Here is an 11,423-nt window from a genome sequence, read left to right as displayed (position 1 = left end):
GCGATGGCTAAACCTGCACATTCCCCGGCAACAACGGCAACTTCGCCAGTTTCACCGCCACCAGCAAGGCCACCATCAACAAGCCGCCAATGAACAGGCCGACGCCGTTCCACCCACCCAGGTGCCAGGCCATGCCGCCCGCCGTCCCCGCCACGCTCGATCCGGCGTAATAGCTGAACAGGTACAGCGACGATGCCTGGCCCTTGGCCTTGAGGGCGCGGCGGCCGATCCAGCTACTGGCGACCGAGTGGGCGCCAAAGAAACCGAAGGTGAACACCAGCATGCCCAGGATCACCAGCGGCAGCGGTGTGACCATGGTCAGGGCGAGGCCGGCCAGCATCAGCGCGATGGTCGCCCAGAGCATCTTGCGCCGCCCGAGCTTGTCGGCCAGCGCGCCGATTTTCGCCGAGCTGTAGATGCCTGACAGGTACACCACCGAGAGCAACCCGACAAAAGCCTGGTCCAGGTGATAGGGCGCGGCCAGCAGGCGATAGCCGATGTAGTTGAACAACGTCACGAACGCGCCCATCAGCACGAAAGCTTCAAGGAACAGCAACGGCAACCCGGCGTCGCGAAAATGCTGGGTGAAACCGTCCAGCAGGCTGCGCGGGTGCAGCGAGCGGGGCCGGAAGTTGCGTGATTCGGGCAGGATCCGCCAGAACACCGCCGCCGCGATCAGGGCCAGGCCACCGATCACCAGCAGCGCGGTGTGCCAGCTGACGAAGTCGATCAGCACGCCGGTGATCAGGCGTCCGCACATGCCGCCGATGGCGTTGCCGGCGATATACAGCCCCATCGCCAGGCCGATGTGCTTGGGATGGATCTCCTCGCTCAGGTAGGTCATCGCCACCGCCGCCAACCCGCTCAACGACAGGCCGACCAAGGCGCGTAGCACCAGTACGCCTTGCCATGTCGGCATCATGGCGCTGGCGATCGTGCACAGCGCGGCGGCGAACAATGCCGCGACCATCACCGGCTTGCGGCCGATGCGGTCGGAAATCGGACCGGTGATCAGCAGGCCGACGGCGAGCAGGCAGGTCGCCACCGACAGGATCAGGCTGCTTTGCGCCGCGTTGACGGAAAACTCCCTGGACAACAGCGGCATCATCGGTTGCACGCAATAGAGCAGGGCGAAAGTTGCAAAGCCACCGCAGAACAACGCCAGCACCGTGCGCATGAACATCGGCGTGCCTTTCTCGATGTAGACGTCTTTCAGTTCGACGACATCGTCTTGCACACGAGGGGAAATTTCATGGGCGAGTGGGGCGACAGCGGTTTTCACGATGGACCTCGCAGGAGCACGGCAGGCAGTGAAAAAAGCATATAGCCGGCTAATGTTTCTATCCAATATATTGTTCGACCTGTTTAAGACGTCTATCGACTTATTGGGTGTCCCATGGAATTGCGTCACTTGCGTTACTTCATCGCGGTGGCCGAAGAGCTGCATTTCGGTCGCGCTGCGCTGGCCCTGGGCATTTCCCAGCCGCCCTTGAGCCAGCAGATCCAGGCGTTGGAGCAGGAGATCGGTGCGCGGTTGTTCGAACGCACCAATCGTCGGGTCGAGTTGAGCGAGGCCGGACGCCTGTTCCTGGACGAGGCGCGCCGGGTGCTGGCCCAGGTGGACAAGGCTGCCGATGTGGCCCGCCGCGCGCAACTGGGTGAGTTGGGCGAATTGAAAATCGGCTTCACCTCTTCGGCGCCGTTCAATTCCACCATTCCCCAGGCGATCTTCTCGTTCCGCCAACGTTTCCCGGCGGTGCACCTGAACCTGCGGGAGATGAGCAGTACCCAAGTGGCGGACGCCCTGGTGGACGAAACGATCGAAGTGGGCATCATGCGACCGTTGCCGCTGCCCGACAGCCTGGTGGAAATCGAGCTCAGCCGCGAACCGCTGGTGGCAGTGCTCAGCGCCAAGGATCCCCTGGCCCAGGGCAATGAAGAGGGGCTGTTTCTCTCGGCCCTGGCCCATGAGCCGTTCGTGTTTTTTCCCCGCAGCTACGGCAGCGGTCTCTACGCCCAACTCCTGAGCCTGGCCCGTGACGCTGGCTTCAGCCCGCATTTCGCCCAGGAAGCCGGCGAAGCCATGACCATCATTGGCCTGGTCGCGGCAGGGCTGGGGGTTTCGGTGCTGCCAGCGTCTTACCAGCGCATGCGCATCGACGGTGTGGTCTACCGGCCGCTGCTCGATCCAGCGGCGGTGTCGGCAGTGTGGCTGGTGCAGCGCAAGGACCAGCGCTCGCCGATGGCGGCGGCGTTCGTCGCGTTGACTGGAAATACCCTATAGCGGCTTTGCCTTAGTGTGGGAGCAAGGCTTGCCCGCGATTTAGCAGGTGTGCTTAGCCTCCCCAAACCGTCGCAGGTTTATTGGTGTGATAGTCATAGAACCCTTGGAGAGTCCATGTATCGCCTTTGCGTTCGAACGCGGCGCGCCAGGCGCCTCTGCCACTGCCGGGCGACAATTGCGCCATGTCGTACCAGTAATAGCGGTTGATTTTTTTGGTTGTGGCCCTGCCGGCGCGAATGTCTTCCATGATTTCACTGATCTTGACCCGGGCCGCTTCGGGGAAAGTGTCATATGACATCTGTGTTTCAGCCAGTGAGCTGGTACTTACCGTGAATTTGTCGGTTGCGGTCGACGCTTCAGCGATAGCGGGGGAAGGCGTGGTTGCAGGCGTTTTGCCGAGGACTTTTTTCTTCGGGACCTGGGTCATGACCTCGATATCGAACGCCTCGTAGTTCGAGAGGTTGTTCGTGAAGTTTGTAATGTCCTCAGCGGTGACCAACAAGGTTTTTCGCTGCGACTTGCCCTTGTTGGCGATGACATAGGGAATCTTATTGTTGCGGATTTCCGTCAGCAGCCCAGGCTTGTGGCGTTTTTTCAGCTCGTCCCTGAAGAAGCTGAGCTTTTTCTTTTTGTATTCCAAGAAGTTCTCGGGATTTGTTTTGTATTTTTCCCTATTGGTTTCTACCTCGGGCCCCTCCCTTGAGTACAGGTCGCCCAGATCGCTCCAGACGCGCTTTTCCGCTGCCTTGATCACGTCATGAATGTCGTCCTGGATTTTGGTCATGGCGGCTTTCTTTTTTCCCTGCTCAGGGATGATGGTGATGAATAACGCGCCAGTGAGGTTGTCTGGCAGGGACGACATCATCATCTTGAAGTTGCCTTCGCTGTCGAAAAGTTCCTTCTTGAGCGGCAGGGTCATGTCGAATACTTTTATTTTTTGAGCGGCAGTCAGCTGGATCCCTCCTAGCTGCGTGCCGATGTCTTTGGCGCAATAATCGACGGCCTGCCATACGTTGAATTTATACATCAGGTTTTCGTGGGGCTTCTTATGTTGCGCGAGGCTCAGGAGCCCTTTGTTGATCTGGCTTATGCGCGAGCGATAAGCGTCCATGTCACGTACGTTGATGTCATTCATGCTCTCGCGCAAGATGCGCTCGGCCAGCTCATCGGGCATGGTATGGATGACCTTCCGGGTCATATTCACCACTTCCCGGGAGGGCCAATAATGGTCGACGAGTACGCTCTCTACCAACGTGTTATAGGTCTTTTGCTGCGGAGTTTCCGGGGGCTGCCTGAATAGACTCAGCAGGGCTCCACCACCGAGTAGTCGTTGTGGCGCTTCGATGTGCCAATGACCGTTTTTCCAGGTCACCGCTCGTTGATGGGTACGGTTATTCGGTGCGTAGACAATCCGCTGGTTCTCTTGGATCGCGGTTTTGCAGTAGTCATTTCCCAGCTTCAAATAACCTTGGCCGGTCGCGTCCCGGTACACATCACGACCTTCGGGTACGAGGCCCTTGCCGTCAAAGCCTTTCAGCAGGAACGGTCCCAGCTCCGGGTCAGGCATGCGGGGCAGGGAAGACAGTGGCGGGCGGGGGCTGCTCCGGCGTCGTGCCGCGCGGGCCATGATTACATCCTGTCCGGCTTCCGCCAGGACCTCGCCCAATCCGCTGAGAAAGTCTGCGGTCCACTGGCTCAAGCTGCCGCCCTCATCCTTGATGGCCGCCACCGCGGCGCCGCCAGCCATCACCGGCAGGACCGCCCGTCCCAGCACCCCGCCCAGGCGGCCGCCATAGAACATCGCCATCGCGCCGGTCAGCAGTGCGACGCCGCGTCTGCGCCCTTCCTGGGCCGCGGTGCTATCGCGCTCGGCGTTTGTCACCGTCAGCGCGTCAGCGGTCTTGAGCGCATGGCTGACCTGCGTCTCGTGCAGCGCTTTGAGCAGGTCGCCCTTGACCACGGGGGAGCTGACGTTCAACGCAAAATCATCCTGAACCCGGTGTCTTATCCACGAGAAAGTGGGCTGTGTCACCCTCTTGATTTTCTCATCGAGGGTCAGGTTTTCCGAAGCTGGCACCAGGCTCGCTAACTGATCGGCTTGTTCCATCAGCGGCCGTTGCGCAATCAGCCAGCGGGTCATGTCCAGCGTGGCGGTGAGCGTCGCGACCAGCGCGGCCTCCAACTCCCGGTCGCTTCCGGCGTCTACGTCCCTGAACACTTTTCCGTCCGGCGCGCCTGGCGTATACAGCGTCAGCGACGGTCGGCTGGCGAACTTCCTGACGCCGAAGACCAGCAGTTCTTTCAGCATGCTGTCGCCCCATTGGACCTGCCGGACGACCACCTCGTGTCCATTGACCTTGCGGCGCTCCTCGGGCGTTGGACTGTCCAGCGCGGCCAGCACCAGATTCAGGCCGGTGTTGTCCTTGTCGTGCCTGAAGTCGCCCGAGATATGCGCGGCCCACGCTTGTGCGCGCATCTGTTTCCCTTTCAGGGACATCCATTCGCCCTGCTGCTCCCGAGCGGCGAGTTGCAATGCGGCGGGCAGCCGGGAGCCGATGTTGGCCCGCTCGATGACTTCCACTATTTGCGCAAAGGTCAACGGCCCCTCCACGGTCGCGTGAGCGGCATTGCGTTCGTCCGGCGTGAGATTGGCCATCGCCCACTCCGTCAGGGAGCGACGATCATCGAATATGGCCTTTACCCGGCCCAGCGCGACCCCGGAGCCAAATGGCGATTCACCCGTCGGCGCGTGCGGGTCGGTGATTTGCTTGCGGATACTCAGGGAGACCTGGTCCGGGTCGATCGGGGCGTACCTGTCCTTGATGAACCCGGCCAGCAGGGTGCGGCTCCGGTCCCGAAGCGCGTCAGGGCTGGCCAGCGTCACCGGGTCCGGCGGTTGTGGCGTATCTTCCAGGGCTGCCTGCAGCGCTTGCACCGCTCTCCACCAGGCCACGCGATCACTGCCTGTGACGTTCGGGTTGCCGTGTAGCCAATCGTCCAGTTTTTTCTGATACAGCCGTAGCGCACGCTCGTCCATGGCGCCTGCCAGGTCCAGCCTGTCCCTGAGGCTTGCGGCGTCATCCACCCGGGTCATCCAGGCGTTGATCGCTTCGCCTTCTCCCGGTCCGTCCAGCAATGCGTCGCCCACGGCAGTCTTCTGCACCAATCGCAGGTCGGCGACCAGGCGGGCGAGAAAGTCTTCGTCCAACGAGGCGGTATTCACCTCGTCCCGGGCATTGTTCTCGTCGCTTGTCAGGTTGGTTTTTAGCGCCCTCAGATCGGCGTACGCCTCCAGCGGGTTTCCCGGGCGGTACAGCATCGTGCCGTCTGGGTCGTCAGCGTTGTCTCGTTGTGTCAGCACCACGGCGCCCGGCATCGGCACGCTGGACCACCATCCTTCGGGGGTGACGCTCAGGCTGAAAATCCCGGGCCGGTCACGCGCAGCCAACCTGGCGCGTGACGCTGCGTCCGGTGCTGACAACGCATGTTCCGTCGCCGCTTTGTGCAGGGGCTGGCCGAGGGTTCCGTCCAGCCGGTGGAGATCGGCCTGTGCCTTGAGTTGCGCTCCAAATTCATCGGCCAACCATTCGCTGACGCTGCGGTCCTGGCTGGGCTCGGGTGGGTTGTCCCAGAAGTCGTCCAGTGCTTGCGCCAGCAGCCGCTGACACGACGCCGGGGTGATGCTTACCAGTCGCTCGATGGCTTGCTTGGCGTCCCGGCTGTTCAGGTCGGCGGGCATCTGCGTGACGTTGTCTTGATCGGTGACGATGTCGATGTTGCCCAACTCATCGAAGAACTCGTGTGCATCGATATTTCCAGCCAGCACACGCCAGAAAAGTGTGTCGAGGGGAATCGTTTGCGTCACCTTGCGCTTGAAAACCGGCGCGTCGGTTGTTCGCTCGGATTGAGGGAGGGGTTCGTCTTGCAGCCGGCACACGAGTATTTCTTTGACGGCTACCTTGCCCGCCAGCGCGGGGAAGGCAGTTCTGAAGGCGTCATCCAAGTGTTGCGCAGCCACTTTCGTGGGCTGTGGAATGGCGTCGTTCAGGCGGATCATCTGCTGCTGCGAAACATTGAGTCGGTGTATCAACAGGTCACTTGCGGTCTGTAACGAGTAGTTCTCCAGCATGTTCTCTTCCTCAGAGATTTTCGGAAGGAACAACGTATTGAGTCAGTGCGAGGAGGGGGCGGTATATAGATACCGCATGCGCTGGTGTCAGATAGAGTACGGGTTACCTGAGCCTGACGGCAGCTCAGGTAACATCGCAGCAGGCAGACTTACCGCTATCGCGAGCAAGCTGTGCTCCCACAGGTTCAGCGCCAGCGCCGGAAGATCAACGAGGTGTTCACGCCGCCAAAGGCGAAGTTGTTGTTCATCACGTACTCATTGCTCATCGACCGGAACTCGTTGCGCAGGTAGTCGAGCTTGCCGCACTGCGGATCGACCTCGTCGAGGTTCAAGGTGTGCACGTAGCGGTCGCTGTTCATCATTTCGATGCTGAACCAGGACTCCAGCGCTCCGCAGGCGCCGAGGGTGTGGCCGAGGAAGCTTTTCTGCGAGCTGATGGGCATGTGTTCGCCGAACAGGCTGCTGGTGGCCAGGGTCTCGGCGATGTCGCCCTGCTCGGTGGCGGTGCCGTGGCCGTTGACGTAGCCAATGGCTGAGGGAGGCAGGCCTGCGTCTTCCAGGGCCAGTTCCATGGCCCGGCGCATGGTGACCAGTTCCGGGCGGGTGGCGTGCTGGCCGTCGGCGTTGCTGCCAAAGCCGACGATTTCGGCATGGATCCGCGCACCGCGCGCCAGGGCATGTTCCAGTTCTTCGAGCACCAGCATGCCGGCGCCTTCGCCGATCACCAGGCCATCGCGGTCCTTGTCGTAGGGACGCGGGCTGGTGTGCGGCGCATCGTTTTTCAGGCTGGTGGCGTAGAGCGCATCGAAGACCATCGCTTCGGTCGGGCACAGTTCTTCCGCGCCGCCGGCCAGCATCATCGGCAAGCGGCCGAACTTGATGGCCTCGTAGGCATAACCGATGCCATGGCTGCCGCTGGTGCAAGCGCTGGACGTCGGGATCAACCGCCCGGTCAGCCCGAAGAAGATGCTGATGTTGGCGGCGGTGGTGTGGGGCATCATCCGCACGTAGGAGTTGGCGTTCAGCCCTTCGGCCACGCTGTTGAGCAGCATGTTGCCGAAGGCCTTGATCTCGTCGGTGCTGCCGGTGGACGAGCCACAGGACACCCCCATGCGCCCATCCTTGATCGACTCGTCGCCCAGCAGGCCGGCGTCGGCCAGAGCCTGTTCCGCCGCGCTCACCGACAGGCGCGAGACGCGGCCCATGCTGCGCAGTTGCTTGCGCGTCCAGTGCGCCGGGACCTGGAAGTCGTCGATGGGCCCGGCCAGGCGGGTGTTCAATTCGCTGAACCGGTCCCATTCATCCATGCGCCGGATGCCGCTGCGGTTGGCGGCGAAGTTGGCGGCGATGGTCGGCCAGTCGCTGCCCACCGAGGTGATGCCGGCCATGCCGGTGACGACGACGCGCTTCATCAGCACAAGCCTCCGTTGACGGCCAGCACCTGGCGGGTGATGTAGCCGGCTTCGGCGGACATCAGGAAGTTCACCGCGCCGGCGACTTCTTCCGGGGTGCCCATGCGCTGGGCGGGGATCATTTTCATCAATTCTTCCACGGGTACGTTTTCATCGAGCATGGCGGTGTCGATCAGCCCCGGCGCGACGCAATTGACCGTGATCTTGCGCTTGCCCAGCTCGATTGCCAACGCCTTGGCCGCGCCGATCAGGCCGGCCTTCGAGGCACTGTAGTTGACCTGGCCGCGATTGCCGATCAGCCCGGACACCGAGGTGATGCAGACGATCCGGCCGGCGGCGCGCCGACGGATCATCGGCATCATCACCGGGTGCAGCACGTTGTAGAAACCGTCGAGGTTGGTGCGCATCACATTGTCCCAGTCGTCCTCGCTCAGGGCCGGGAAGGCGCCGTCACGGGTCAGGCCGGCGTTGAGCACCACGCCGTAATAGGCACCGTAGGTTTCGACATCGGTCTCGAGAATGGCTTTGCAGGCCGCGCGGTCGGACACGTCGAATTGCAGCACCCGGGCGTTGCGGCCCAGGGCCAGGATTTCGGCCTGCACGGCCTCGGCCTCGGCGCGACCGCTGCGGCAGTGCAGCACGATGTCGTGCCCGGCCTGGGCCAGGCGCAGGGCGATGGCGCGGCCAATGCCACGGCTGGAGCCGGTGACCAGTACGGATTCAGTCATGGCTGGGTTCCTGTTGCGGACGGTTCATGAAGGTATTGGGCAGCCTGGGGCGGACGGAACACGTTCAGCCGGGCCGAAGCGTGGATGCCCGGCGCGTGGATATGGCATTCGAACACGCCCATGCCGTTGTCGTCTTCCAGTGAGCGTACCCCGTGGATGGTCAGCTCGGTGCCGGCCGGGAACGCTTCGACGTTGCATTCGAACTTGCGGGTACCGAGCAGGAAGCCCAGTGCCACGGCATCGCCGCGCTGGCGGGCATGGCAACCGGCGAAGGCCGCGACGCTCTGGGCCATCAGTTCGATGCCGACCCACGCCGGCAGGCTGCCGTCGTCGAGGTTGAACAGGCCAGCGGGCTTGACGGTGGCGTGGGTGTGGATCTGTTCGTCATCGAACCCCAGGATCCGGTCGATGAGGATCATGTCGCCGGCGTGAGGCAGCAGTTCGGCGAGCGGCCAGTCAATCATGGGGCGTCTCCGATAATCAGGCTGACGTTATTGCCACCGAAGGCAAACGAGTTGCTCATCAGGCGGCGAGGTGAGATCGGGTTCAAGCGGGTGCTGGCGTTTACCCAGTCCAGTGCCGGCAATGCGGGGTCGGCCTGGCCGTCCCAGACATGGGGCGGCAGGGCCTGGGCAGTGTTGTCCGCACTCAGGCTCAACCAGCAGAACGCCGCTTCCAGGGCCCCGGCCGCACCGAGGGTATGGCCGGTCATGGGCTTGGTGGACGAGCAGGGCACCCCGGCCGGAAACAACCCGGCCACCGCCAGGCTTTCCATGGCGTCGTTGTGTTGTGTGGCGGTGCCGTGCAGGTTCAGGTAGTCGATCTGCTCGGGCGCAAGGCCTGCGCAGCGCAGGGCCTTTTCCATCGCCTGGCGCGCGCCGCGACCGCTGGGCTCTGGCGCGGAAATATGGTGGGCATCGGAACTGGCGCCGTCACCGAGCAAGGCAATCGGAGCCTCGTTGCCTGGCGTCTTGCTCATCAGAAACAGCACTGCCGCTTCGCCGATGTTGATGCCGCTGCGGTTCACCGAGAACGGATTGCAGCGTTCGCTCGACACGGCTTCCAGTGCCGAAAAACCGTTGAGGGTCAGCTTGCACAGGCTGTCCACGCCGCCGCAGAGCACCGCGTCGCACAGGCCCAGGTCGAGCAGGCGACGGGCACTCATCAGGGCGCGGGCGCTGGAGGTGCAGGCGGTGGAAATCACGTAGGACGGCCCGCTCAAGCCCAGCCAGTCGCAAAGGAAATTGGCCGGCGCGCTGAGTTCCTGTTGCTGGTAGTCGTAGCCGTCGGGAAACTGCTGCTCGCGCAGGTAGTGGGCAATGGCGTCGCTGGCCTCATCGATACCCGAGGTGCTGGTGCCCAGGACGATGCCGATGCGGGTGCGACCGTAGGCCTGGATGGCCTGGTCGATGTCGGCGCGAATCTGTAGCGCTGCCTCCAGCAGCAACTGATTGTTGCGGCTGCGCTGTGCGGCCAGGGCCAGGGGGATGGGCGCCAGTTCGCCCGACACCGCCGCGACCGGCAAGGCGCGTTCGGCCACCCAGCCTTCTTCGAGGCGCATGCCCGAGCAATCGCCGGCGAACAGGTTGCGGGCAACGCTGTGTTTGTCTCGGCCCAGGGCGCAGATCAACCCAAGGGCATTCAAATAGGCGGTCATGGGGCGCTCTCGCTCAACGGTGTAATGCGGTAGTGCAGCCCTTGGGCCAGGTTCATGTCGAAAACCAGTGGCTGCTGATAGCGCACCTGCCAGCGGGTTTCGAAGGTCCGTTGCGCTGCCTGCTGCCGGGCGACCGGGTAGTTGCCAGGCAGTTCGGCTTCGGGCGTGAGGGCGAACAGCAGCGCGGCGAACAGCTCACGGGCTTCGGCATTGGGCGGCAACAGGCCGTCGGCCTGCCACTGGCCGTCGACCAGGCGTTGACGGGCCACGGGAATACCCAGCGGGTCCATCATCGACCAGCGAATGCCTGCGCCTTCGCGCTGGATCACCAGCAGCCAGTCCTGGCGCTGGCCCGCCAGTGTCCGCTCGATGTGCAGTTGCAGGGGCAAGGCCAGGGTCGGCGTACGTTCGGGCAACGGCACGTGACTGGCGCAGGCACCGAGCAGCAACAGGCAGCCGATCAACAGAGCGCGGATCATGCGGCGCCCCCTTCGAGGGGCTTGCGCGCCACCACGTTGACCAGGGTTTCCTCGCGCTCGCCAAACGGCTTGGGACGACGCAGGCCAAAGCGTTCCAGCAGGCCGAAATCCTTGGCACGACTCCACCACAGATACGGGTAGGACACGTTGCGGGCGTCGAACTGGAAACCCTGTCCACGGATCATCTCCAGGTACTGCGCGGCGCTTTTCTGCACGTGCATGGGATGACGGAACAGCCAGCGGATCACCCAGGTATCGATGTAGGCCTCGGTGGACTCGGCGAACATCAGGTAGCCGCCGGGCTTGAGCACGCGATAGAACTCGGCGAGGGCCTTGTCCTGCTCCACCAGGTGATGGAAGGTCTGGTGGCAGAACAGCAGGTCGACGCTGGCATCGGGCACGGCCAACGTCGCGCAGTCGCTGCCGATCAGGTCCACGGCCAGATCCTGGCGCATGGCTTCCTCCCGGCTCAGGTCGAGGCTGTGGGGGTCGGCGTCCACGCCGATCAGGCGTTGCGGTGCGAACACCTGGCGCAGGTACTGGAACGACTTGCCCTGGCCGCAGCCGGCGTCGAGCAGCACCGGGCTGGCCGGCAGCGGCGTGTCGAACAGGCTGCGCAGGTCGTTGATCGCCACCCGCAACACGTGGTGCTGCCAGGTGTGGCTGCGCAAGAACCAGAAGCCGAAACGGGTCTCTTCGACGTAGCTGTCGCTCAGGTAGCTCATGGTCGTTCA

9 protein-coding genes are annotated in these 11,423 nt (G+C 63.0%); 1 reads left to right on the top strand and 8 read right to left on the bottom strand.

Features of this window, described 5'->3' with window-relative positions; genetic code table 11:
• Positions 1-7: 7 nt before the first annotated feature.
• Positions 8-1,249: an MFS transporter gene (locus N4Q37_RS16710; RefSeq protein ID WP_449301165.1), complete on the bottom strand. Its 1,242-nt coding sequence runs from the start codon at positions 1,247-1,249 to the stop codon at positions 8-10.
• Positions 1,250-1,396: 147 nt separating this feature from the next.
• Here N4Q37_RS16710 and N4Q37_RS16705 point away from each other — a divergent pair, with 147 nt between their 5' ends.
• Positions 1,397-2,284, top strand: a complete 888-nt coding sequence (locus tag N4Q37_RS16705) for a LysR family transcriptional regulator (protein WP_260959515.1) — start codon at positions 1,397-1,399, stop codon at positions 2,282-2,284.
• A gap of 52 nt (positions 2,285-2,336) precedes the next feature.
• Here N4Q37_RS16705 and N4Q37_RS16700 read toward each other — a convergent pair whose 3' ends face one another.
• The 7 genes from N4Q37_RS16700 to N4Q37_RS16670 all read right to left on the bottom strand — a co-directional run bounded on the left by N4Q37_RS16700 (position 2,337) and on the right by N4Q37_RS16670 (position 11,414).
• The gene (locus N4Q37_RS16700; RefSeq protein WP_260959513.1) at positions 2,337-6,413 is read right to left on the bottom strand and encodes a dermonecrotic toxin domain-containing protein; all 4,077 of its coding nucleotides are present in this window, start codon (positions 6,411-6,413) and stop codon (positions 2,337-2,339) included.
• A gap of 185 nt (positions 6,414-6,598) precedes the next feature.
• Positions 6,599-7,825, bottom strand: coding sequence for a beta-ketoacyl-ACP synthase (locus tag N4Q37_RS16695; protein WP_260959511.1), 1,227 nt, complete (start codon positions 7,823-7,825; stop codon positions 6,599-6,601).
• Positions 7,825-8,553 carry a 3-oxoacyl-ACP reductase FabG gene (gene fabG, locus N4Q37_RS16690; RefSeq protein ID WP_260959509.1) on the bottom strand — a complete coding sequence of 243 codons (729 nt, stop codon included), beginning with the start codon at positions 8,551-8,553 and terminating at the stop codon, positions 7,825-7,827. Before fabG ends, N4Q37_RS16695 begins: the two co-directional genes overlap by 1 nt.
• The gene (locus tag N4Q37_RS16685) at positions 8,550-9,017 is read right to left on the bottom strand and encodes a hotdog family protein (RefSeq protein ID WP_260959507.1); all 468 of its coding nucleotides are present in this window, start codon (positions 9,015-9,017) and stop codon (positions 8,550-8,552) included. The genes fabG and N4Q37_RS16685 overlap by 4 nt, the downstream gene beginning before the upstream one ends.
• The gene (locus N4Q37_RS16680; RefSeq protein ID WP_260959506.1) at positions 9,014-10,210 is read right to left on the bottom strand and encodes a beta-ketoacyl-[acyl-carrier-protein] synthase family protein; all 1,197 of its coding nucleotides are present in this window, start codon (positions 10,208-10,210) and stop codon (positions 9,014-9,016) included. Before N4Q37_RS16680 ends, N4Q37_RS16685 begins: the two co-directional genes overlap by 4 nt.
• A complete protein-coding gene (locus N4Q37_RS16675) occupies positions 10,207-10,689 on the bottom strand; it encodes a DUF3261 domain-containing protein (RefSeq protein WP_260959491.1) in 483 nt (160 codons plus the stop codon). The genes N4Q37_RS16680 and N4Q37_RS16675 overlap by 4 nt, the downstream gene beginning before the upstream one ends.
• On the bottom strand, positions 10,686-11,414 hold the full coding sequence (locus N4Q37_RS16670; protein ID WP_260959488.1) for a class I SAM-dependent methyltransferase: 729 nt from the start codon (positions 11,412-11,414) through the stop codon (positions 10,686-10,688). Before N4Q37_RS16670 ends, N4Q37_RS16675 begins: the two co-directional genes overlap by 4 nt.
• Between the last annotated feature and the right edge of the window lie 9 nt (positions 11,415-11,423).

It is taken from the genome of Pseudomonas citri (genome assembly GCF_025336485.1).
Lineage (GTDB): Bacteria > Pseudomonadota > Gammaproteobacteria > Pseudomonadales > Pseudomonadaceae > Aquipseudomonas > Aquipseudomonas citri.
The sequence above is the reverse complement of the archived record's forward strand: the minus strand, read 5'-3'. Positions and strand labels throughout refer to the sequence as shown.

Coding starts and splice junctions, on each gene's coding strand:
- N4Q37_RS16700 (WP_260959513.1), bottom strand. CDS start 6,413: ATGCTGGAGAACTACTCGTTACAGACCGCAAGTGACCTGTTGATACAC.
- N4Q37_RS16675 (WP_260959491.1), bottom strand. CDS start 10,689: ATGATCCGCGCTCTGTTGATCGGCTGCCTGTTGCTGCTCGGTGCCTGC.
- N4Q37_RS16685 (WP_260959507.1), bottom strand. CDS start 9,017: ATGATTGACTGGCCGCTCGCCGAACTGCTGCCTCACGCCGGCGACATG.
- N4Q37_RS16680 (WP_260959506.1), bottom strand. CDS start 10,210: ATGACCGCCTATTTGAATGCCCTTGGGTTGATCTGCGCCCTGGGCCGA.
- fabG (WP_260959509.1), bottom strand. CDS start 8,553: ATGACTGAATCCGTACTGGTCACCGGCTCCAGCCGTGGCATTGGCCGC.
- N4Q37_RS16705 (WP_260959515.1), top strand. CDS start 1,397: ATGGAATTGCGTCACTTGCGTTACTTCATCGCGGTGGCCGAAGAGCTG.
- N4Q37_RS16670 (WP_260959488.1), bottom strand. CDS start 11,414: ATGAGCTACCTGAGCGACAGCTACGTCGAAGAGACCCGTTTCGGCTTC.
- N4Q37_RS16695 (WP_260959511.1), bottom strand. CDS start 7,825: ATGAAGCGCGTCGTCGTCACCGGCATGGCCGGCATCACCTCGGTGGGC.